At 40.8% G+C, this 24,493-nt stretch carries 20 protein-coding genes; 4 read left to right on the forward strand and 16 right to left on the reverse strand.

What is annotated here, in order from left to right; translation table 11 throughout:
* Window positions 1-8: 8 nt before the first annotated feature.
* From CTY48_RS04465 to CTY48_RS04500, 8 genes are all read right to left on the reverse strand, one after another.
* Window positions 9-1,658, reverse strand: a complete 1,650-nt coding sequence (locus tag CTY48_RS04465) for a putative manganese-dependent inorganic diphosphatase (RefSeq protein ID WP_099467314.1) — start codon at window positions 1,656-1,658, stop codon at window positions 9-11.
* A 109-nt stretch (window positions 1,659-1,767) separates the two neighbouring features.
* Window positions 1,768-2,238 carry a hypothetical protein gene (locus CTY48_RS04470; protein WP_099467315.1) on the reverse strand — a complete coding sequence of 157 codons (471 nt, stop codon included), beginning with the start codon at window positions 2,236-2,238 and terminating at the stop codon, window positions 1,768-1,770.
* A gap of 512 nt (window positions 2,239-2,750) precedes the next feature.
* Complete coding sequence (locus CTY48_RS04475) at window positions 2,751-4,013, reverse strand: zinc-binding dehydrogenase (RefSeq protein ID WP_099467316.1); 1,263 nt, start codon at window positions 4,011-4,013, stop codon at window positions 2,751-2,753.
* Between the two features lie 65 nt (window positions 4,014-4,078).
* The gene (pfkB, locus tag CTY48_RS04480; protein ID WP_099467317.1) at window positions 4,079-5,008 is read right to left on the reverse strand and encodes a 1-phosphofructokinase; all 930 of its coding nucleotides are present in this window, start codon (window positions 5,006-5,008) and stop codon (window positions 4,079-4,081) included.
* Window positions 5,009-5,010: 2 nt separating this feature from the next.
* Complete coding sequence (locus CTY48_RS04485) at window positions 5,011-5,478, reverse strand: PTS sugar transporter subunit IIA (RefSeq protein ID WP_099467318.1); 468 nt, start codon at window positions 5,476-5,478, stop codon at window positions 5,011-5,013.
* 260 nt (window positions 5,479-5,738) lie between these two features.
* Entirely contained in the window at window positions 5,739-11,720 is a 5,982-nt protein-coding gene (locus tag CTY48_RS04490) for an Ig-like domain-containing protein (RefSeq protein WP_180272635.1), read from the reverse strand.
* A 328-nt stretch (window positions 11,721-12,048) separates the two neighbouring features.
* Window positions 12,049-14,145, reverse strand: a complete 2,097-nt coding sequence (locus tag CTY48_RS04495; RefSeq protein WP_099467320.1) for a BglG family transcription antiterminator — start codon at window positions 14,143-14,145, stop codon at window positions 12,049-12,051.
* A 137-nt stretch (window positions 14,146-14,282) separates the two neighbouring features.
* The gene (locus tag CTY48_RS04500; RefSeq protein WP_099467321.1) at window positions 14,283-15,659 is read right to left on the reverse strand and encodes a PTS mannitol transporter subunit IICB; all 1,377 of its coding nucleotides are present in this window, start codon (window positions 15,657-15,659) and stop codon (window positions 14,283-14,285) included.
* A 227-nt stretch (window positions 15,660-15,886) separates the two neighbouring features.
* Here CTY48_RS04500 and CTY48_RS04505 point away from each other — a divergent pair, with 227 nt between their 5' ends.
* From CTY48_RS04505 to CTY48_RS04520, 4 genes are all read left to right on the forward strand, one after another.
* Window positions 15,887-16,090, forward strand: coding sequence for a 4Fe-4S binding protein (locus CTY48_RS04505; RefSeq protein ID WP_099467322.1), 204 nt, complete (start codon window positions 15,887-15,889; stop codon window positions 16,088-16,090).
* On the forward strand, window positions 16,084-16,692 hold the full coding sequence (locus CTY48_RS04510) for a 4Fe-4S binding protein (protein ID WP_099467323.1): 609 nt from the start codon (window positions 16,084-16,086) through the stop codon (window positions 16,690-16,692). The genes CTY48_RS04505 and CTY48_RS04510 overlap by 7 nt, the downstream gene beginning before the upstream one ends.
* Window positions 16,664-16,954 (forward strand): ArsR/SmtB family transcription factor, encoded by a 291-nt coding sequence (locus tag CTY48_RS04515; protein ID WP_099467324.1) that lies wholly within the window; start codon window positions 16,664-16,666, stop codon window positions 16,952-16,954. The genes CTY48_RS04510 and CTY48_RS04515 overlap by 29 nt, the downstream gene beginning before the upstream one ends.
* Window positions 16,955-17,019: 65 nt before the next feature.
* Window positions 17,020-17,544: a class I SAM-dependent methyltransferase gene (locus CTY48_RS04520; RefSeq protein ID WP_099467325.1), complete on the forward strand. Its 525-nt coding sequence runs from the start codon at window positions 17,020-17,022 to the stop codon at window positions 17,542-17,544.
* A 94-nt stretch (window positions 17,545-17,638) separates the two neighbouring features.
* On the opposite strand, the gene CTY48_RS04525 is transcribed toward CTY48_RS04520, so the two are convergent.
* The 8 genes from CTY48_RS04525 to CTY48_RS04560 form a co-directional block, all read right to left on the reverse strand.
* Entirely contained in the window at window positions 17,639-18,604 is a 966-nt protein-coding gene (locus CTY48_RS04525; protein ID WP_099467326.1) for a transketolase family protein, read from the reverse strand.
* Window positions 18,592-19,428, reverse strand: a complete 837-nt coding sequence (locus CTY48_RS04530; protein ID WP_099467327.1) for a transketolase — start codon at window positions 19,426-19,428, stop codon at window positions 18,592-18,594. The genes CTY48_RS04525 and CTY48_RS04530 overlap by 13 nt, the downstream gene beginning before the upstream one ends.
* Window positions 19,429-19,445: 17 nt before the next feature.
* Window positions 19,446-20,099 carry a fructose-6-phosphate aldolase gene (gene fsa, locus CTY48_RS04535; RefSeq protein WP_099467328.1) on the reverse strand — a complete coding sequence of 218 codons (654 nt, stop codon included), beginning with the start codon at window positions 20,097-20,099 and terminating at the stop codon, window positions 19,446-19,448.
* Window positions 20,100-20,118: 19 nt separating this feature from the next.
* Window positions 20,119-20,808, reverse strand: coding sequence for an L-ribulose-5-phosphate 4-epimerase (locus tag CTY48_RS04540; RefSeq protein WP_099467329.1), 690 nt, complete (start codon window positions 20,806-20,808; stop codon window positions 20,119-20,121).
* A gap of 27 nt (window positions 20,809-20,835) precedes the next feature.
* Complete coding sequence (locus tag CTY48_RS04545; RefSeq protein ID WP_099467330.1) at window positions 20,836-22,047, reverse strand: hypothetical protein; 1,212 nt, start codon at window positions 22,045-22,047, stop codon at window positions 20,836-20,838.
* 68 nt (window positions 22,048-22,115) lie between these two features.
* Window positions 22,116-22,610, reverse strand: coding sequence for a heme-degrading domain-containing protein (locus CTY48_RS04550; protein ID WP_099467331.1), 495 nt, complete (start codon window positions 22,608-22,610; stop codon window positions 22,116-22,118).
* A 30-nt stretch (window positions 22,611-22,640) separates the two neighbouring features.
* Window positions 22,641-23,612, reverse strand: coding sequence for a Gfo/Idh/MocA family protein (locus CTY48_RS04555; RefSeq protein ID WP_099467332.1), 972 nt, complete (start codon window positions 23,610-23,612; stop codon window positions 22,641-22,643).
* 22 nt (window positions 23,613-23,634) lie between these two features.
* Complete coding sequence (locus tag CTY48_RS04560) at window positions 23,635-24,477, reverse strand: L-ribulose-5-phosphate 3-epimerase (protein ID WP_099467333.1); 843 nt, start codon at window positions 24,475-24,477, stop codon at window positions 23,635-23,637.
* Between the last annotated feature and the right edge of the window lie 16 nt (window positions 24,478-24,493).

Below are 24,493 nucleotides of genomic sequence, written 5' to 3' on the forward strand. Positions count from 1 at the left end.
CTTTCTGCTTACTGCTGCATCGCACTCATAAATGCAGGAATAAGCTGTTTCTTTCTTGAAACTACATTTTTTAAAATATAAGAGTCACTGTCAGACTTTACATCAAACGCACTCTCTACCACGCTGTTTGCATCCTTGCCCTGACAGATTACCTCTGTGGATTCCTCAATAATATTAGTCAGCATAAAGAAAAGCATATCAATTCCGTGTTCCTTATATGCCTTGTCCAGATACGGCAGAAGCTTGCTCTTAATTTCTTCCAGCTCCTCAGCATTCATGGAGTTAATTTGACCTACCCCGAAGGAAGTTCCGTTTACGCTGAACTTCTTGAAATCCTGATAGAAAACCTCCTCAGGAGATTTGTTTTTCAGATTACTTCCCGCGCGGAACATTTCCTGCGCAAACTCTTCCACATCAATTCCCGCTATCTGTGCCAGCTCCTGCGCTGCTGCCTTATCCACCGAGGTACAGGTAGGAGAGCGGTACATCAGTGTATCGGAGAGAATTGCCGCACATAAAAGTCCTGCGATATGAGGCTCAACCTCAATATTTGCCTCCCGATACATCTTATACACAATTGTAGCAGTACAGCCCACAGGCTCATTTCTGAAAAATACCGGAGAAATAGTCTCCAAGGAACCAAGTCTGTGATGATCAATGATTTCTAAAATCTCTGCTTCCTCTACCTGGTCTACCGCCTGAGATGCCTCGTTATGGTCAACCAAAATCAACTGTTTTCTTGTCATATTGAGCAGGTTACGTCTGGATATCATGCCGATATAGGCACCTTTTTTATCAACAATCGGAAAATCACGGTGTCTCTTTTTTGCCATAACATCTTTTACCGCTTCCGTAAAATCTTCTGTCCTAAATGTAATCAGGTTGTCCTTTCTCATGAAATACTTAATCGGCATACTTTGATTAATCAGTCTTGCCACTGTATATGTATCATGAGGGGTGCTGATAATAACGCAGTCTCTCTCCTCTGCAAGCTTTTTGATCGTCATGGATACCTTGGCACCCTCACACACGATAATGCAGCTTGCATTCATCTCAATTGCGCAAAGCTGTGATTCATAGCGGTTTCCCAAAATAACCAAGTCGTCCGGATCAATAAAGGTTTCCATCATATCAGGATTTGCCGCCGCAATCAACACCTTTCCTTTCACAAAATAAGCGTGTTCATTTCCGACAACCATCGTACCTTCCAGCGTCTCCAAAATATTTTTATACTGTGTCCTTGCCGCGGACAGTATGGCACTGTCAAATACTTCCATATAGGAGGTTGTGATGTCACCGATGGTGATAAGCCCCTCCAGATGATTCTCTTTATTTGTAATAGGTAAGGTCACTACATTCTCGTCTTTCATAAGCTGCCATGCTTTTTTCAGTGAAATGCTGCTTCTTACCCCTTCTGTCTCTCTGATTTCAATATCCTTAATCTGTGTTCCGACATCGGACATATATGCCGGAGCCTCCACACCAAAGCGATTTAGGACATACTGTGTCTCCTCATTAATCTGCCCTGCTCTTCTGGCGCAATGCTCCTTATCGGATATTTTATTCTTGAGTGCCGTGTAGGCAATCGCAGAACAAATAGAATCCGTGTCCGGATTCTTATGCCCGATAATGTAAATCTTATTATTTGTTTTTCCCATTTTTTCATAATTCCTTTCAAAACTTGCTATTCAGCCTTCGGCAGTGCCACAAGGCTAAACCTAATTCTTAACTCTCATTTTTTCTTGCTGGTTGGATCTTTGTCAATTTTTATATAATACCTATAATGTTTGTGACGAGCAAAACAGTGATAAGAAATAGAAACCACAGAATAACCTTATTAAAGCGGCCTATGGATTTTATCTGCTTTTGCTGCTTTTCCTCATGCTCCTCCAGCATTGCCTTGACACTTTTATAAAGCTTGCCATTTTCCTTATTCATATTTTCATCTAACTGATTTTTAAGCAGGGTAAGCTCGTCCGAAAATTCTCTTTTCATCTCCTGCACTTCCTGCTTCAATTCTTCTACTGCCTTATCATTTATATTCTGTTCATTTGTCTTAACTTCAATTCCTTTTATTTTGGTAACGCTTGCCTCTACCAAAGAATTGATTTTCTTTACAAGTTCGACATTTTCTCCTGTCTGCTTCTTCATTTCCCTCAAACACTGCATCGTGGTCTCAGCAATACTCTTGTCAATACTGCTGTCACGATTACTAATCATATCCATTAATCCAGCCATTTTCTATTCCTCCTTTATTTCCTTCCTTCTTTTCATTCTAACTACTTTTCACACATATTTCCACTGTTTTTTGCATATTCTTTCTTTTTATTATAGAATGCACTTTAAGCCTTTTTTGCGGTTTTTACATATAGCTGAAGCATCATGGCATCTTCGTGTTGTGCATTATTATCTAATTATGACGTCGATACGGTTTTCATTTGTGTATCTTTTACAATATATTAATACAGTGTTCATATTTTGTTCATAAGTGATTGCTATACTGATATTAAGTTAAAGATGTAAACATCTTGACAAAAATCGCTAGTTTCGTAATGTTTTCATTACACAATATAGATAAATTTTTTCATAATAGCCTCGGTCTTGTCGCCGGGGCACTCCTCATTTTATGGGGAAAAAAATAAAATTGTATTATTTTTTGCTTCATTTCCTATAATATAAAAATACCCCGAAAGTCAATTTTCACCTTTCAGGGTATTTTTATCTTTGGTCAAATCATATTTCTCAAGAATTTAATTTACACCAAAATGGTCAAACAATATCTTCTCCGCTTCACTATTCCACAAGCCTTTATGGCTTTTGCAAGATTCTGCAAGCTTTTGGAATAACGGGTCATTCTTACCTAACTCCTCAAAATCATCGATTGCAGTCAGCGGCATATCAAACTGTGTATAGGTTAATTTCTTTCCGCCTGGAATGTTTGGCAGGTTCAAGGTTGCATCTGCCACACTGTTTAATCCGCCTACATGAGTAACCATAACAGCTGGCTCAATCATTTTCTTGGATGCCAAATCAATTGCCTCGACAAGATCATCCGTATTTCCGCCTGTCGTTCCAAGTATATGTGTGCTTGTGTAATGTGTATTGTAAAGGTTGATTTCTGCCTTAAACTGGTTATCAGACGGTCCCGCAAAGAAGTTCATACAGCCATCAAATGCAAGCAGGGTATCACCCATTTCAGCAACCTCACGAATCGGAACATATACAAATACATCATCATAGCCATGTCCGTCCGTCAACGCCATAAGCTCCTCCACCGGATTGCTCATCGTTGCGGTATTTACATAAATCAACTCAATGCCTTTCTCAGCAGCGGTTGCCTCGGATATTACTTCTCTTGCTCTCTTGATTCTGTCATCGCTTACATCTGTTACAACGAGTCTCTTTGGTTTATTTTCCATGCATAAGCCATAGCTTACCGCTCCAAGTCCCATCGGTCCGCAGCCGCCCATAACAAGTATGTTGCCGTCTACCTTTGTTCCCATCGCGTGTTCATAATTTTGTTTGTTCGTGTGATAATTTGCATGATATCCGCCAATAATACAGCTCATCGGCTCACCAAGGGATGCCTCAAAATAGCTCTCGCCGTCATAGTCAAGCAGACAGCCAAGCTCCATTACTTCCTGAGGGATAATGCAGTAGGTGCACGCACCGCCGAAAAACTCATAGGAGTAACCCGGGGATGCAAGACTTCCTTTATAATTCAACGCAGGCTGCAAAGCAAACTTCTGGCCCGGCTTGAACTGCCCTTCCCACTTGGAACCAACTGCAACAATATCACCTGCAAATTCGTGTCCGATAATAATCGGGTTGGTATCAATGTTCTGTGGCGCACGTTTGTGCTTCTTTCCCTGCTTTACCAGCTTGTAGGTTGACATACAAATACTGTCGCTGATGACTTTGACTAATATTTCATCGTCTTTTATTTCCGGTAATTCAAATTCCTCTAAACGCAAATCATCCATTCCATACATTCTGACTGCTCTTGTTTTCATTGTTTTTCCTCCATTTTTCAAAATAATTCATTAATAGAACGTGCCTTATCGGCATAGTATTTATGCTACAAATTAATGATTTCGACTTTTTTTGCAAGCTCCTCCACAAGTTCCTTGGAAGGTGGCTTTGTGCCCTTTGTTGTAACCGCTCCGGCCGACGTCGCAACACCTAATCGGATACATTCAGTGACTTCCATTCCCTTATCCGTTCCATAGGACAGTGCCGCTACCATAGCATCTCCTGCGCCTACTGTTGAATGAGCATCCACCTTTAATCCCGGGCATCTTATGCTCTTTTCCTTCGTCAGAAACAATGCACCCATCTGTCCTAAGGATATCGCTACCATTCCAATGCCCATATCAAGAAAATTCTGTCCCATGCTAACGAGCTCTTCCTCGTTTGCACGATAATCCATACCAAAATATGCTTCTACCTCTGAACGGTTTGGCTTGATAATATCCGGCTTTGACTTTAAGGAGTTGGCAAACAGCTCGCCGTCTGCGTCCAAAAATACCTTAGCGTCTTTCGCCTTCACCTTTTCAATTAAGGTGCTGTAAATGGTTTTATCCACACCATTTGGAATACTTCCCGCAAATACAAACAAGGTGTCTGGATTTGCATATCCTTCTAATTTCTCTGTCAGCGCTGCAATTTCCTCCTGGCCGATTATCGGTCCCGGCTCATTCAGCTCGGTAACAGCTCCGCTCTTCTCCACAACCTTTAGGTTTGTTCTGGTTTCTCCCGTTACCGAAATAAAATCAGATTTGATTCCCAATTCCGTTAAAGCTTTTTCAATAAAAGTCCCGGCGCTTCCCCCGATAAAACCGGTAGCGATTGACTCTCCGCCTAATTCTTTGATTGTCTTTGATACATTAATTCCTTTTCCGCCGGCATCCATGATGACATTCGTTAAACGGTTTAAACTGCCATGTTCAAAACTTGCCAAATCTACTGTCTTATCAATCGCCGGATTCATTGTCACTGTAATTATCACTGTTACATTCCTCCCGTTCCTGTAAATGTGTTGAATATGGTATCCGTGTCACTTCCAATCAAATCTTGAACTGCTTCAGGAGTTGACAGCTTTTCAGCAATATTTGCCAATATATCCAAGTGTTCTTCTCCTGCCCCTGCAATTCCGATTACGATATAAACCTTCTCATCATTCCAAAGCGTTCCGTCCGGAAACACCATAACCGCAATACCTGAATTCTGGATTTTTTTCTTAGCCTCTTCCACTCCATGCGGGATTGCAATTCCGTTTCCGATGTTTGTTGAAAAAGTTTCCTCTCTCAAAATCATTGCATCCGCATAATCAGCATCTACATATCCACCTTCGTATAAAAGCCCTCCGACATGACGAATCACATCTTCTTTCGGTTTTGGTTGACAATTTAATATAATATTTTTTTTCTGAAGTAGCTCCGGTTTATTCGCTTCCTCTTCTTTTCTTTTAAAAAACATACCATCACTCCTTTAGGTCTCTCCTTGTTTTTTCTTTGTTTCTAAGCTTATTATAGCGCTTTTTCTTTGTTTAAATCAATTTAAACAAAATTGAGTTTGACGCTATTTAATATGGACATTCTTAAAAAGTGTGGGCAAAGTTCACACTCTACGCCGCATGAAGTCACGTAGCGACATCTTCCACTTGCCTTCATGCGCATAAAAGTCTACCCGCCTGCATTTTCAATTACAGACGGGTAGCCACTTTAGGATATGATCCTTTATTTTATTTTTACTGATTTTTTAGAGGAATCCTCACTGTATACTTTTTTACCGGATACGGTGATATATGCCTTTACCTTAAAATAATAGGTTTTCTTGGATGTCAGTTTTTTTACGGTGCAGGTTACTGTACTTCCTTTGGAAACAGTTGCTACCTTCTTATAAGTTCCGTTTTTAGACGTCGCCGCATAAATCTCATAGCCGCTCGCCTTATCTACCTTACCCCATGTCAGCTCAGCCTTTTTCTTCTCATTGCTGGTTACGGTGGTGATGGATGGCTTACCCGGTTTCTTTACGGTAATCGTAAAGGTTGCGGTTTTCTTGCTTGCATCTTTTGCCTTTACAGTAATTTTAGCTGTTCCTGTGCCTACTGTGGTGACAACGCCCTTGGAGCTTACCTTGGCTACCTTTGTATTGGAAGAAGCCCAAGTCACCTTGCTGTTGGTTGCATTGACTGGCGCTACGGTAGCTTTCAGCGTTACCTTGTCTCCTACGGTAACCGTTTGTTTCTTTTCATTTAAAGTAATCTTACTTACCTTTACATCACCTGTTTGGACGGTTACTTTTACCGAAGCTGTCTTTCCGTTTACTGTTTTTGCTGTTATCGTAGCAGTTCCTGTTTTTTTTGCTGATATGACACCATTTTTGTCTACTGTTGCAATCTTTGTATTAGAGGATGCCCATGTAAGCGTCTTATTCGTTGTGTTATCCGGAGTGAAAGCAGTGCTCAGCCACTTAAATTTACTGCCTTTTTTCATCGTAATCTTGTTGTAATTCAACGCTACAGAAGATGCCTCTACTTCCTTTTCCTTTAACGCAACCATTGCATTATTCAATGCTTGCACAGCATTGTTTACTGCTTCCTGTGATACCTCATCATCCATTAATACGCTTTCCGCTGCACTTAATGCTTTTTTTACCTCTGCATAGCTTTCTGCCGTGTACTTACTGCTGTCCAATGCTTTTGCACTGTTAATTACAGCCTTTAATGCGGTTTTATCTGCTACGGCTTTTGCTTTCAATGCATCTACCGCATTGTTTAATGCTCTTACGGCTGCATCGATTGCTTCTTGTGTGGCATTGGCATCCGCCCATATGCTCTCGGCTTCACTTAATGCCTTTTGTACCTCTGCATAGCTTTCTGCGGTGTATTTACTGCCATCGATTGCTTTTGCACTGGAAATGGCGCCTTCTAATACCGCTTTGTCTACGGTTACGATTTCTTCTAAGTCAGCAATCGCATCATTGAGTGCTTCTACAGCCGCATCTACAACTTCCTGCGTAGTATTGGTATCTGCCAATACCTCTTCTGCATCACTTAATGCTTTTTCTACCTCTGCATAGCTTTCTGCTGTATACTGGCTTTTGTCGATTGTTTTTGCATTGGAAACGGCTGTCTGTAATGCATCTTTGTCTACCTGCGTTTCTGTCTTTTCTTTCAGGTTCGCAATTGCATTATCGAGCGCCTGTGCTGCTGCATCTACGGTTTCCTGTAATGCCATGTCATCTGCCAATATAGTTTCTGCTGCACTTAGAGCCGCTTCCACGTCTGCATAGCTTTCCGGTGTATATTTGGTTTTATCCAATTCCTTTGCTGTATTGATTGCAGTTTCCAAGGAACTCTTATCAACAGTCTCTCCCTCATCCCCCGCTGTCTTTGCAATTCCAATCCAGCTATACATAGGCGCTTCGTTGGCTACCTTCATAAGATGATATTCCACTACCGTTTCCTGATCCAGGGTAAAGGATATCGTTCCCTTGGTATCGGCGCTGCGCAAATAAATAATTTCTCCGTTTACGGTCTGGCTGGCTCCTGTGGAATCTGTCCAGCTTACACTTGGTTGCATATCGCGGAGACGTCCGCTTCCGTAAAATTCATGGTATCCTGTTGTCAGCTCATAAGTTCCCGCATCCAAAGTAAAGCGGTAAACCATAGGCTGTGTTCCGCTTGTCTTATCCCGCAGACCAACACTATACTTATCTGTACTTGTATAGCTGTCCGGACGGTCTCCGCCGCTTACAGTTGCACTTACCTTATAGGTGCTGTCATTCACAAAACCCCATCCACTCTCTGAGGTATAAGCCGCATCAGAGATGTTGTTCTTCAGATTTGTCACCAATGCTGAAACGGCATTGTAAGGTTTGGACACCGCTGCGACGGCATTATTATTTACATAGCCAATTCCCGTACCGGCGTTAATAAAGTATTGAAGATTAGCCGGAACAACCTCAACAGTTGCACTTACCTCAAATCCACTGTCTTTTATGGTTCCGGTTACGGTCAGGGTATCATATACCGTTAAGGCTGAAATGTCTTCCGTGTCCCAAATCACTTCTTTTGATACCTCTTCTTCTGCTGCCGTGGTACAGGTCAGACTGGAAGGAAGGCTTAAGTTTCCACCCGCATAAGCGGCAATGGATACTTCTTCGGCTGATACTATGGCATCTCCTTTTTTAAGTCCGTCTATGGCATCTTTTAAAGCATAATATGCATTATCAATCGCCTCTTGACTTGCAGCCTCATCAGCTTCTACTTCCTGTGCAGCCTCAAGCGCACTTTGGAATGTATTCCAGGTAGCTTCTGTATAATCTTCATTCTGAATTTCTGCCGCCTGTTCAATCAATGCCTTCAATGCGGTACTGTCGGTCGCATTCAGCGGAAGTACATGAATAGCATCCAATACCATTTTCCCTGATTTTACCGTTACAGTTACGCTGTGCGCCGCATCTTCTAAGCCAGTCAGCATATAGGTGGAATAATGCTGGCTGCTGGAATTGGTAGCTGCATTTTCCGCTACTGTTTCTCCGTCTACCGTAATATCCAGTACGGCAGTCGCATCATTTGCCCCAATAAGTGCAAAGCCTGCTCCCGTCATGTCAAAAGAAAACGTAGAATCTGCGGTTGAGGTGGTACTCTTGGTACGATACCAGTCATAGCTGCTTGCACCGTCTCCCGCTGCAATAGTATCCCATGTACCTGTATAACTCACTTCATCTGAAGCATTATCTATCAGCTCTGTCGCGTAAGGGATATAACCTGACAGCTTTTCTACTACCAGATTATCAAAGGAGGTAGTTTCCCAATTGCATCCCAGACGTACTCTTCCAAAGTATTCCGGATTTGAGTCTACATAAGAAGTAACGTCTTTCCCGTCTATTCTTGCAGTGATAAGCTTTCCTTTTCCCTCCAGCTCCAGCTTATAGCTTCCGTTCTGGTTTGCTGTTACGGTTCCGCTTGCTAATGTAGTGCTGCGCTTTTTCAAGGTCCAGCTTCCGCTCTTTGTAATTTGCAAGCTGTATCCGCTTCCTTCAAAGTTCATCCCTGTCTGCTGACGGATATTCAGTCCGCCATAGCCTGAACCTGCTACAGTAACATCTACGCTTGCTTTATAGTTCATCCAACGGAAATCACCTACTACGCAGTTTGGCGTATTGTTGTTCCATTGACCGACAGACTTGCTAAGTAACTGCTTTAACTTTCCATCCTCTACGGCAAATGCACCGCTTACATCCAAAATATATCTAGGTTCATTTCCGCGTTTTTCCAAATAGTCTGCATCATATCCGCTGTAATTGAAATCATCTGCATAAAGGATATTGTCGGTAGTATCCAGCGTTCTTCCTGTACTATCTGTATCCAGTACGCTCTTTTCTTTCTCTTCGGGCAAACGCTCTGTATATTCCGGATTTTGTTCTGTATCCAAGGTAGTTGCAGTTATCATAGAATACGGAGCAACGGTTACATTATAATACCCGTCTGCATACTCCGCCTCTCCCTGATACTGTAAATAGCTGTCTGTTTTCGTCTCCCATATTTCTACAGGGGCACCTTCTGCCAGCTCCATATCCTTTGCTTTAATCTGATAATTCAGTGTTTTATTGCTGTTATTTACGATAACCACAGAAAAATTGCTCTTATCCGGTGCAGCCAATGTCATATAACTTGGGTTTCCGTCTTCATTTTTCAAATGATCGGATCCGCTTGAGTTATTGCCGCTTGCATTGGCAATTACACGCCAGATTCCGGCTGTGTTATCCTCATTTTCCCAACCGACTTTAGAAAACTTAGTAAAATGCTGCATCATATAGATAAACGGATCATAATGAACATAACCTGCCCAAGGCTCTCTTGCACTTAAAATTTCCTTATGGTCATACTGAAGTCCCTCATAGAAGGAACCGATGGCTGGCTGGAAAATATAATGAGTCTTACGGGAATAAACAAAGCTCTTGATAAAGTTATCTGCCAGTCCCAGAGGACTTTGGAAACCACCGATGGTTTGGGCTCCATATGCCGTTGTCTTGTTTTCATGATATTCAGAATAACTAAAGTTTGCAACTCCTTCGCTGTACCATACTTCCTTATCATCTACATCAGCCATAGTACGGTAATCTGCCGTGGAGGTTGCATCTCCTGCTCTGTAGTGGAAGCCTACGGCATCCACTGCATTGTAAAGCACGGAATCTGCTCTCATACTAGGTACAATATTCAAACTGGTATTTTCATCAGAAGCAATGATTTTAATATTATGGTAAGCTTCTATTGCTTCCTCATCCATATACGCAGGAAACTCTGTTTCTGTCGCTACCCTGTTCTTGTACCATTTTATAAATGCTTCATCCGGGTCCGTTGTTTCATTTTTATCCGGATCCACATAATCTACTATGTAATGATATTTTTCATAGGCATCAAAAATGGTTTCCCTATACCATTTATATACCGCCTCATAGCCGGCACCTGTCTTGTCGCTGCTCCATGCGCTGCTTACCCACGTAGGCATTTCCCATCGCAAAAAGCTCACCTTTACATCTGGATTGATGTCCTTTGCATCTGCTGCCAATTGGAAGCCCGGGCTTCTGGAAGCGTCCGCTTCTTCGTCCTCAAAACGCATGGTACACGCATCTGCACCGGTAGAGTTATTTCCGTCATTTCCCATTTCCATCTTCACATGGTCAATTAACGGATGTTCTCCTCCAAACAGCACCTCAAGCATTTCCTGATAAGCTTCCGGATATTCTTCCTTGTAATCCATCAGAAGGTTACTAGTACTGTTGCCGCTTAATACACCAAAGCCTTTATAGGTCAATCCGTTTTTATTAGCTGCAGCTTTTGCTACATCTGCTCCGTCTATAACAATTTCTGTAGGCTTGTTCGGAATTTGCACTTCTCCTTTGGCTACAGCAAACCAACTAATCACGGGAGCTTCCCCGCCTGTGGCATTTTGTACTGCCATCGTAACAGTACACGCAGTGTCTACGGTAAAGTTTACGGATTTTACCGTAGAACTTCCAATACCGGATACGGTAGCTGTTTCCGAAGTAACGCTTGTCATACCCGTTCCGCTTAGTGCCAGCTTCATACTTCTCCCATTCCACCACTCATAAAATCCGGCGGTCAGAGTATAAGTTCCTGGCTCCAGATAATATTGGTAAGTAAGAGCTGTTGTTTTGCCGGAACTGTACCAGCCTGTCTGAATTTTTTTCGTCACATCCAGTCCGGTAGTTCCTTTTTCACTGAAGTTGGTTCCTACTCTTCCCCACTTGTCCGTTGTATTATACACCTGATCTGCCGCTTTGTTTAATAAAGTGGTAGGAGTCAGAGCTTGTACTGACGTATAAGCTTTGGATTCTTTTCCTGTATCCCGGCTTGCATCAACAAAATATACAAGTTCGTTTTCTCTAGAAGGAATTACCTCCACTTGTGCGGTCACCGTATCTCCCGCCTCTGTACTTCCTGTTACCTGTACGGTTTCATAGGGAACTAAAAAAGTATTTTTCCCCAACGACCATGTGACAGGGGTCTGTACCCCGCTCACATCTACCGAATCAGGCAATGTGGTGTCTGCAATATTGGTCGCAGACTGATAAGCTGCCCCATAGACAGTAGCTGTTCCTGCCGCAAAACTTATGCCCCCGGGCATACTGGGCAGAATCATACTCAGGCCAAGCAGTATTGCAAGGCCTCCTTTACTTCTCTTCATAATACCCTTCATAACTCTTTTTCTTCTCCTCCCTTAGTCCCCTCCTATTTACGATACGACAGCATAGGGGGACTCTTTATTTTTTGTTTTGGTTCTCCTATGCCGTCCATCTTAATTTTATATAATTCAAATAACTTATCCATGAAAAATTCTAATAAATGTTGCATTATTTTATCAACTTGAAATCAATCAAAATTATTTCATGTGATATTTTACAATATAATATAAATAATACATATTTTTCTGTGCACAATGTCACTATGCTATGCATGTAAAAAAAGGGTGTTGCCCCATCACTTTATTTTAGTGATTTGGCAACACCCTCTTGCTACACTCCGTCTATATACTGGTTGAAATATATCTTCAATTGTTTGGCAAGCATTCCTTTGATTTCCTCTTTATCTCCCCCAAAAATAGTACTTAAAAATTCCTCGTCTTCAATCAGACTGCTGCTCAAATGCCCCAGTATTCTTCTGTTTATTTCAATGTTTTCATCGTCTGGCAAAAGCATGATGATAACAACGTGAATGGACTTAAAGTAAGGATCCGAAAAAGCTTTTAAGTCTTTGGTTAAACAGATGGAAAAGCTTGGCTTTATAACTCCCTTTGTGCGCGTGTGCAGAAGAGCAAAATCCAGTTCCGGTACAATCTGCGTTGCAATCTGTTCTCTTCGCTTAATATCTTCCTGAATTAAGATGCGTTTTTCATTGTAAGGTGACAATTTCTCTGTCACTGCCATCAAAAGCTCATCAAACCCGATATCATTATTGACCTTCATACATTGAAAATCCTTAATCATAGATTTTATCTGAGCCACCACAAAATTGACTGTTTCAAGCTGACTGGAAAATTCTGTTTCTACATTTTTTTTCTTCGGAGTTTTCTCATAAAGCCTCACCTTAGACTCTATCTGTACCAAATCCTCCTCCGGCAAAAGAGGGCTGACCCTTATAATATCCGCCGCGACATCATTCAAATCAATGCTTGAAATAAGGAAATCCACCCGCTTTAACACAACAGGGGTCAAATCCTCTTTTCCAAACGTCATAAGCGCAGCTCTTTCTCTTAAAAATCTCTTCAGTTTTGTCAGCATTAATCTGGATATACCAATACCACTGGCACAGACAATTCCAATTTCAACCTTCCTCTTGTTCTCCTTCTGATTTTCAAGACGAACCGACGCCGCACCAAAGTGCATAGCAAGAAAACCAACCTCCGCTTCCGGCACTTTGTACGAATAGCGTCTCTCAATTAATTCTCCTACCCGCATACATTTTTGGAATATTTCTGGATAGGTCTCCTTAATCTGCTCCAGTAACGGATTGTAGATGTTCATCTGATTTCCCAGACGGACAAATGTAGGCTGCAAATGTGCCAAAAGCCCGACGATAAACTCCTCATCCTGCTTTAGTTCATAGGACAGCTTATCATCATATTCTTCTATCATCTCATTGATAAAGTTTAATAATTCTTCCCGCTCTCTCTGACTCTGCCCCTCCATTCCGTCCTCCGTGACGTATTGCAGCTTGGCTCCCTTGATGTGAAGGCAGATATAATCTATCTCGATATCCGGGATCTCTATTTGAAACTCCTCCTCCAAAGAATTTACAATATGAAGTGCCAAATTGTAATCATCATCTCGCTGTGTCAGCTTTTGTAATTCTTCATTCGGCTCTATAATTTCTTGCTGTAAAATCCGGTTAATCGCAATGGTAACATGAAGAATCAGACCGACATACGAATTCTCTGTCAGCCGCAGTATTCTTTTGTCCTGTATGCTCAGGAAACAAGTAATAACCTGCTTTAATATATCATCATTTAAAAGATTGTAGATGTCACCTTTCTTGTTTCCGATTACTTCTAAGATTGTTCTCTCTTTTCCTTCAAAGAGATTTTTGATAAGCTTGCTGTCTATATTCTCATCAATAAATTTTCTCACGGCAAGGCGGTAATTTTTCTCGCTGCCTTCCAAGACAACACCGTAACCCTGTTTTCTCATGATGGTTAAGTCAAATTGGTGAAACCACTCCTCTATGACTTCCATATCATTGCTGATTGTCGCCTCGCTTACACCAAATATATTTCCGTAATAATACAGCTTTTTAGGTGTTCTGTCCTTTAATATTTCTAAGATTAACCGTTTTCTTCTCTCTTCTTTGTCTGCAGAATCAACTATGTCTTCCGCCTGCAGCGCTTCAAGGAGCTTCTTTTTGTCCGTTTCTTCACCAGTCAGCCATATTCCGATGCCTGTTTTCGTTTGCAGGGATATCCCGTATTTTTTCAGGGAAAGCGCGGTACATTCCAATTCTCTTTGCACCGTTCGTTTGCTTACCTTAATTTTATCTGCCAAATTTTTAACTGATACAATATCATTTTCCTCTAACATAATCAGTAATATTTGTCGAAGACGCGGTGAAAAAACCATATGCTCACTCCCTTTTTTATTCTTCTTTAGTTCTATCTTATACAATTTTTACAGTGATAACAAGGTCAACTTAGACCGGGAGAGGATTTCTCCTCTCCCAGTCCGTATCATTATAATATTTCCCCTAGTGCCTTCCTTTATTTCAATTCATTTACCAGTATGTCATACTCTGGTGCTGACAGGAAGTTCTTAATCAGAACGAGCTTCGCATTTGGATTGCTGTGTGCTGCTCTTTCTCTTAATTCTTCATGTGTTACAACCACCTGGGCATCTGCCGGGATGGAGGAAACGGAAGAGTGAACTACTTCGATACGTTCAAGTCCTGCTTCCTTTAATTTCTTGCGAAGTACGGTTGCTCCCATTGCGCTGGAGCCCATGCCTGCGTCACAAGCAAATACGATTTTCTGAACAGATCCTACTTCAATTGTTGCTGCTGCTTCGCTTCTCTGTCCCTTGGAAGCTGCTTTCATATCTTTCACTTTATCTTTTGCTTCATCTAACTCTACATTTTTACCAAATATTTTTAATAACGGTACAGCTACTACACAAGATACCACTGTTGCTACTAAAACGCCTGCCAATACTGCAAAGTAACCGCCCTTTGGTGTCATTGCAAGTACTGCGATAATACTTCCTGGAGAAGCCGGTGCTACTAAGCCGCCGCCAAAAATACTGAGTGTAAAGATTCCACTTGCTCCACCTGCCATTGCTGCAAGAATAAGAACAGGGTTCATCAGTATGTATGGGAAGTAAATTTCATGGATACCGCCAAGGAAGTGGATAATAATTGCACCCGGTGCTGAGGTCTTTGCAGAGCCTTTACCAACAAGACAGTATGCGATTAAAATTCCAAGACCCGGACCTGGATTTGCTTCGAGTAAGAAGAAAATGGATTTTCCTGCTTCACTTACCTGCTCAATACCCATTGGTGACAAAATACCATGATTAATTGCGTTGTTTAAGAATAATACTTTTGCCGGCTCAATAAAGATACTTGCGAGCGGAAGAATGTTGTTATCTACGAAGAAACCAACACCTGCTTCCATTGCTGCACTTAGTCCCACTACAATCGGGCTGATTCCCTTCATTGCAAGAACTGCTAAAATTGCACCAATGATACCAACGGAGAAATTATTTACCAACATTTCAAATCCTGTCGGAATTTTTTCACGTATTACCTTATCAAATTTCTTGAGTATCCATGCACTTAGCGGACCCATTAACATAGCTCCTAAGAACATCGGAATATCAGATCCTACGATAACACCCATTGTCACAATAACACCGATTACTCCACCTCTGTCTCCTGCGACTGTTTTACCGCCGGTATAAGCAATTAACAGTGGAAGCAGATACGTAATCATCGGGCCTACCAGCCCGCTTAAACTCTCATTTGGAAGCCAGCCTGTCGGAATAAAAAACGCGGTTATTAATCCCCATGCTATAAAGGCTCCAATATTGGGCATTACCATGCCGCTTAAAAACCTACCAAATACTTGAACTTTTTCTTTCATCTTTGCCCTCTCCTTCGAAAAAAATTGATGGTACTTAAGATATGATTGATCAGTCATCTTCTTTTCATACACTCATTATAATGGCAAAAGTACTAAAATTTCAATTTGAACAAACGTTAATTTGTCATTAATGAATAATGACATGATTAAAAATACCAAAACACTTGACAATTTGCAGATAAATAAGTATATTAGAAATTACTAATATACTTATCAAGGAGATTATTATGGCAAAAAAAAAAGCTTATGTTGCAAAAGACTGCGTCGCTTGTGGCTGCTGTGTGAAGGTCTGTCCTCTCGACGCAATATCAGTATACAAAGGATTATATGCATCCGTTGATACAAATAAATGCGTCGGCTGCGGAAAATGTGCGACCGCCTGCCCTGCACAGGTTATCACAATTGAGGCGAAGGAGGCAGTTTTATGTTAAAGCAAAAGCGCTGGTACGATTACCTTTGGATTGTGTCTGTTGTTTATCTTATTCTAGGATTTTTCAATATTTTATTTGCGTGGTTCGGACTCCTCTGCTTTATGATTCCTCTTTTGATTTCTATTATCAACGGAAACAAAGCTTACTGCAACAAGTATTGCGGACGCGGGCAGCTCTTTGAACTTCTGGGCGGCAGATTTGGATTATCCCGAAAGGCTGCTCCTCCGAAATTTTTGCGTTCCAAATGGTTTCGTTATGGATTTTTAACCTTTTTTATGACCATGTTTATTCTGATGCTCTACACAACCTACCTTGTCTTTGGAGGTATGTCACTTAAGGAGGTCGTGACATTGCTGTGGGTATTCAAGCTTCCGTGGCATTGGGCTGGCGTTCCCGGTGTAACACCGTGGGTGGCTCAGTTTGCCTTTGGATTTTATAGTGTTATGTTAACCTCCACAGTGCTAGGTCTTATTACCATGATGCTATTTAAACCCCGCTCTTGGTGTGTCTATTGCCCAATGGGAACTATGACACAGGGAATATGCCAGATTAAGCATAGAAAGGATGATTTAGATGGAAGAAAAAGCAAAGCAAATTGCTGAAATGTTAAAGGTTCTCGCCAATGAATACCGGCTACTTATTCTCTGTGAGCTGATTGCGGGTCCCAAAACCGTAGGTGCACTTGGGAAAAAGATGCCAAACATCACACAATCAGCGTTGTCACAGCATTTAGCACTTTTGAAATCCCACGGAATTTTGGACTCGGAAAAGTCCGGACAGAACGTAACTTATTCAATTGCTGATCACAGAGTTGATGCTGTTATTTCTGTGTTAAAAGAGTATTATTGCTGTATGGAAGACTGAAATCCACTTCAAGTAGCCAGTTGCCCGTCAAATGAATTTATCATATACGAAAAGGGTACAAAATCATGACACACAAATTAGACAATCCAAAGCGGATTGAAGAATTAAATCCAAAAAAGACACTTATGAGAATCGGGCTTTCCGAACATGGAGATTTCTGCGATATCGGTGCAGGTACCGGAATTTTTACCTTTGCCGCTGCTCAGACAACCAAGGGAAATATTTATGCGGCTGAGATATCCGCTTCCATGAGAGAAATTTTGCATGAAAGAAACAATGCACCAAATGTTTTGATAGAAGATTCTGTAAGCAAAGTTCCTGATTCCTCCTGCGACATTGCACTTCTGTGTACGGTGCTTCATGAGTTAGATGATGCGGCAGGAATGTTAAAAGAAATACAGCGGATTTTAAAAAATGACGGATTGTTAGCTGTTATTGAATTTCATAAATCCGTTACTCCGATTGGACCGCCCGTAGAACATAGGATTTCAGAGAAGGATGCCGCGGATATTTTAACTGAAAATGGATTTGAAGAAGTAAAGCGATTTGAACTAGGGGAAAATTTTTATTGCTTAGTTTTTAGAAAATAAGATATAGAAAACACTGAAGCCGGAGGTTTATCTCCGGCTCAGTTTATAAACAATCGTTGCTGTTTCTTTCTTAATGCCTTTCACGGCAGCTTTTTTATTGCTGACAACTAGACTGAGACCACTTAAAAAACGCTTTGATTTTTGTATAAATACCGTCTGCATCCAGACCATATTTCTTGATTAGCTCAGCAGCCGGACCAGATTCTCCATACACATCATTTACACCAATCTTTAATACTTTTGTCGGAGCATTGGCAGATAATGTATCACACACTGCACTTCCCAGCCCGCCGATTATAGAATGCTCTTCCACAGTAACTACTTTTCCTGTTTCCTTTGCTGCTGCAATAATTAACTCTTCATCCAAGGGTTTGATGGTATGAATATTAATTACTTTCGCCTCAATTTCTTCTGCCGCTAATTTCTCAGCTGCTGCCAAAGATTCCGCTACACAAAGGCCGGTTGCAACAATCGTTAAATCTTTCCCTTCACGAAGAACTATACCTTTGCCAATTTCAAATTTATAGGTTGCTTCCTCATTAAATACCGGAGTAGCTAACCTTCCAAAACGCAAGTAAACAGGTCCATCATATTCCATTGCTGCTTTTACTGCCGCTTTTGCTTCGACGTCATCAGCCGGATTAATGACGGTCATACCCGGGATTGTTCTCATTAATGCAATATCTTCATTACACTGATGGGTTGCTCCATCTTCCCCTACGGAGATACCTGCATGAGTGGCACCAATCTTTACATTTAAGTGTGGATAACCAATTGAATTACGAACCTGCTCAAATGCACGTCCTGCTGCAAACATAGCAAATGTACTGGCAAATGGAATCTTGCCGGCAGCTGCAAGTCCCGCCGCAATACCCATCATATTACACTCTGCAATACCGCAATCAATATGTCTGTCTGGATATACTTTTTTAAATACACCGGTTTTGGTCGCTGCTGCTAAATCTGCATCTAATACCACTAAGGTATCATATTGTGCACCAAGTTCAGCCAAAGCATTACCGTAACTCTCTCTTGTTGCTATCATTTTTACTTCCGGCATAATGCTTCACCTACCTTCTCCAAATCTGCCATTGCAGCTGCGTACTGTTCATCATTCGGTGCTGCTCCATGCCATCCGGCGTTATTTTCCATAAAGGATACATTTTTACCCTTTACGCTCTTTGCAATAATTGCAGTAGGTTGTCCTTTTGTTTCTTTTGCTTCTTTAAATACTGCTGCTAAAGCGTCAAAGTCATGAGCATCCACATTGATTACATGGAAATTAAATGCTTTGAATTTCTCGTCAATCGGATACGGGGAACATATATCACATACCGCCCCGTCAATCTGTAAGTTATTATTATCTACAATAACAGTTAAATTATCTAAATTACGATGTCCGGCGAACATAGAAGCTTCCCAAACCTGTCCTTCCTGAAGTTCACCATCCCCAAGTAATGTATAAACACGAAAAGAATCCTTACTTAACTTTGCAGATAATGCCATACCAACCGCGGCTGAAATTCCCTGTCCCAAAGAACCACTGGACATATCAACACCTGGGATATGCTTCATATCGGGATGTCCCTGCAAATAAGAACCTACATGACGTAATGATTTTAAGTCTTCTACCGGGAAAAAACCACGGTGAGCCAATGTCGAGTAAAGACCGGGAGCAATATGTCCCTTAGAAAGAATAAAACGGTCTCTGCCTGCTTTTTTAGGGTCTTTCGGATCAATGTTTAATTCTACAAAATATAGATAAGTAAGAATATCAGCTGCAGAAAGAGATCCACCCGGATGTCCTGATTTTGCGCTATGAACTGCTGTAATGACGCCCTTACGAATTTCATTGGCAATCTTTTGAAGTTCTAATTTGTTCATTTGCTACCACCTTTTCTTTATTCACCAAATACCGCTTTGTAATCCTGCTGAAACTTTTCAATTCCTTGGTCTGTTAATGGGTGTTTTGTCATCTGTTCAATTACGCTGTAAGGAACCGTTGCAATATGTGATCCGGCTAATGCACAATCAGTAACATGAATTGGATTACGCACACTTGCCGCAATAATTTCTGCATCTATATCGTAAATTTGGAAAATCTCTGCGATAGTACGGATTAAATCAATACCCGGCTGCGAAATATCATCTAAACGTCCTAGGAACGGTGAAACATAAGCTGCACCTGCCCTAGCTGCAAGAAGCGCTTGATTTGCCGAGAAAATCAGGGTAACATTCACTTTAATTCCTTCACTTGCTAATACTTTGGTCGCTTTTAAGCCTTCTACTGTCATTGGAATCTTAACAACCATGTTCGGGTGAATTTGAGCAATATCTCTACCTTCGGCAACCATACCCGCCGCATCAATTGTAGTAGCTTTTACTTCGCCGCTGATTGGACCATCCACGATAGAAGAAATTTCTGCAATAACCTGATTAAAGTCTCTTCCTTCCTTCGCAATTAAAGATGGGTTAGTTGTTACACCACAGATAACTCCCATGTTATTTGCTTTTTTGATATCCTCCACATTTGCTGTGTCAATAAAAAATTTCATGTTTTTATCTCCTTTTTAGTCACTTCTGTCCATAATAAGCATTTGCACCGTGTTTTCGGTAATAGTGTTTATCCTGCAATTCTTGCGGTGCCGGCTCAACCACTTTATTAATCATTTCACAGCGTGCTGCCATTTTTGCGACTTCTTCCAGAACAACCGCATTATGTACTGCTTCCTCTCCATTTTTTCCCCATGTAAATGGTCCATGGTTTTTGCATAAGACAGCAGGAACTGCTTTATAATCTTTTTCTTTAAAAAAATCTACAATTAACAACCCTGTGTTTTTCTCATATTCACCATCTATTTCCTCTTTTGTCAGGCACCTTAAACATGGTACCTCTCCATAGATGTAATCTGCATGGGTTGTTCCATAACACGGAATACTTCTGCCAGACTGAGCCCAGCTCGTTGCCCAAGGTGAATGTGTATGTACAATGCCTCCGATATCTGCAAATGCATTATAAAGTTCTACATGAGTATCTGTATCTGAGGAAGGATTATATTTTCCTTCCACCTTATTTCCTTGCAAATCTACAACAACCATATCCTCAGGTGTCAGCTTATCATAGTCCACGCCACTTGGTTTGATTACAAAAAGACCTTTTTTTCTGTCAATCGCACTTACATTTCCCCAAGTAAATGTGACCAGTCCATATTTCGGAAGAAGCATATTCGCCTCATATACTTCTTTTTTTAATTTCTCAAGCACTGTATCTCCTCCTTTATTCCACTCACTCTATTCTATTATCAAATCAGGATTATCAGAAAAATGTTTTAAAATCACGATTGGGTCCGTGGAGGAAAGATTTTGAATTTTTACACCTTCTTTTGCAGCTTTTTCTGTCACAAAATACTCATCATGAGTCAATTCACCATAACGAATCAATGCAGGCGATTCTATTTCCCATGTTCCAAATTTTCCGTGTCCTTCCAGACAAATCAAGCCGTATGGTGCCGAATCAACAATCGTTACCGTTTGCCCTGGTAGAACCGTTAACCGTTTTGCAGAAACACAATCACACTTATAGCAAATCCACTCCTCAATGTATCCTTCTTTTTTCATGTCTTCTAATGGGCGAACAGGTTTTGGTATCATATAATTCTGCTCGTGGAAATCAGGATCTACATTTTTATCCCAATCTATCACATCCAATAAGTAATCATAATTACCCAACTCTTCTTCCGGACAGTTTTTCCACAATAAATCTTCACCAACAATTTGTCCGTTCATCAGCACTGACTGATACATTGCATATACATCGGAAGCAAATTGCGGTTCATATGTACAAAGTGAGCCTGGTGCATGTAAAATTCCAGGATCTACCTGAAATCCAGTATCCAGCTGAAGCTTATACGCTCTGGAAAGTCCCAGTATATCATTATCGCCCTTTTTAAACTGCTGTAACTTATCAAGCACTTGCTCTTTCGTTGTCTCAGGATTAAACCCAAAAAAGGTAAACGGAAATTCTCCGCCATGATTATTCAACTGCGCCGGAAAGAAATACATTTCCGGTTTTCCATCTGCTCCTACACGGGCAGCATGTTCCTGCCTGTGGTGTATATGATGAGGAAGAGGCCCTGCGTTATCAAAAAACTTGGAAAACATTGCCCAGCGATGATATTTCTCCCAAAGAACAGAACCGATAATCTCTTCTCCCATAAGTTCAATTGCATCTCTGAGTAGTATTTTCTCTGTTCCTTCCTCATCCACTACAATATAACTTAGTCCTTCATCCTCCGGTGTTCCTGGTCCGTTTTCAGCCCATGTAGTGGAAGAAAGCCAACGTTCATCAATGCCTCCCCTCTGCCCTAACACAAAATAATCATCGGGATGCAGCTTAATTCTCTTTCCAGGACGACAAAATGAACGTGGTACCCATGTCGGTGCCAGTCTAAAAATGCCTCCCCCATTCTCCAGTGCTTTTTCTACCAATTCCTTTTGTTTCATATTCTATAGCTCCTTTCTTCAAGTATTACTTGGCATATTTCATACCATTTTCTGGTTTCTTTCAATCATTAAGGATGTTCATAAAGGTATGCAGGTACATCTTTACAGCTTAAATATTCTCGCAAACAATCCACAATATATTCATGATCTTCAATATGATACAGGTTGGAGGCAATAACTGCTCCAACTGTAACGCTTACGCCTTCGATTCGTATAGGAAAACCTCCTCCACACAATGCATATTCCTCATTTTTCAACCCGTGAGTTTCTGTGGCGGTACCATCCGCTTCCCATAATAATGCAGATAATAGTGAACTTCTTTCCATTAATTTGACTGTATTAAATTTTCGTTCCATCCATTTTTGATTCAACAGATTCGTTCCATCCGGGCAATACTGAAACACAATGCATCCGCTGTTCATACGAATGGAAACAGCAATTGTTTTTTTCTTTTTTTTCGCAAACTCAACCATGAAATTTCCCAATTTGAAGGCTTCCTCATGGTCAAACCTTTTAAATCGGAGCATCTCTTCTTGCTTTTCCAAAATTTCTAACTGTTCCATTGTCTTCGCACCCTTCTATTCCAATCATGATTATTGTACTTCAGGCACCGTTACACCCCAGGCAGTGCGAATACTATCCATAATTTCCATAACCTTAATGGTCTCAGAATGAGATATTTCAGGGCACTCAATTTGACGTTTTTCAATTGCTCTTATACAAGCCTCCACTTCATACTCATATCCTGTAATTTGTTCCGGTACTTTTATAAGTTGGATTTCTTTATATTCCGAATTAAATACTCTGATTTCCTCAGGATTATTAATGTTAGTAATTTCAATGTATCCCTTGGTACCAAATATGGAACCGTTCCTATTTTGTACCGCATAAACATTAGATTGCATCGTTGCCACTTTTCCATGTTCAAAGGTCATTACAATACTGTCTACCATATCAACACCATCCTTAAACAATGCCTTGGCTGTAATCTCTGCTTCCTTTTCACCGAATACCATTCTTGCAAAATGAATCAGGTATACTCCAACATCCAAAAGCGCACCACCTGCCAATTCAGGGTCCCATATACGTTTCACCTCGCTCAATTCATATCCTAAATTTGCAGTAAGGGAGGTCACTTCTCCAATAACACCACTTGCAATGACATCATCAATCATTTTGCGGGAAGGCATGTACCTTGTCCAAATAGCCTCTGTTAACAGCAGTTGCTTTTCTTCTGATAACGTTATAATTTCTTTTGCTTGTTTTGCATTTACGCAGAATGGTTTCTCACAAAGCACATTTTTTCCTGCTTCGAGACACATTTTAGCGCATTTATAATGAAGCGTATGAGGAACGGCAATATAAACCAAATCTATATTTTCATCCCGTAACATCTCTTCATAGGAACCATAGACCTTAGCAATTCCATGCTCTTGAGCAAATACCTCTGCCTTTTGTATCTCTCTGGATGCAATTGCATATACTTCAATATCTTTCATAGAATTGACGGTATATGCCATTTTACTCGCAATTGCTCCTGCACCCATAATCGCCATTTTTATCATTTTTCTTCCTCCCATCTAATCTTTAATTTTGTCTGTCAAGAATCTCTCTCATACTTTTATTTGCAAACCGGATATCATCCTCCCAATTCGGTTGTCCAACATCCCATAATTCTGTAACATAACGGCGAACACCCATGTTCCATGCTGTGGAAATAAGTCGCTCAAACTCTACATGTCCACTGAAAAACGGAACCTCACGAAATATTCCAGGGGACGTCTCTTTCAAATGAAGTGCAATTAATTTTCCCTTTCCCAGTCCCAAATCTTCACATACGTCATGTTTATCCAATACTGCCGCATTTGTAATATTTCCTGTATCCGGATATATCTTCAAATATGGTGATTCCACCATACTTACATATTTGACACCTTTTCCTGTGGTATTCATAAAATTATTTTCCATGGTTTCAAACCCGAGAAGAACCCCTTCTCTCGCTCCAATGTGTGCTGCTTTTTTAACATTTTCTAAAAAATAATGTTTTGTCTCAACAGTTGACTCACCAAAATAAATATCATATCCAGGAAGCATCACTGTTCTAATCCCTAAATCAGCAGCAAGCTCAATTGATTTTTCCATGATTTCCATAGCTTTTTTGCGCACTTCCTCAGATGAGTCACCAAGCGCGTATTTCGTAAGCGCACTAACGCTCATAGAACCAATTGGAAGCCCAATTTCAAACGTCGTATCTACAATTTCTCTTCTTTCATCAGCACTCATATAAATGCGATTTATTTTTTCTTCTGATGCATCGATGCTGATTTCCAAGTAATCATATCCGTTTTCTTTCGTGCATTTCAATTTTTCACGCCAAGTCAGCGTATTTCGCATTGCTTTTTCATAAAGTCCGATTTTATATTTTTTCACAACATTACTCCTCATA

The organism is Konateibacter massiliensis (assembly GCF_900184995.1).
Taxonomy (GTDB): domain Bacteria; phylum Bacillota; class Clostridia; order Lachnospirales; family Lachnospiraceae; genus Lachnotalea; species Lachnotalea massiliensis.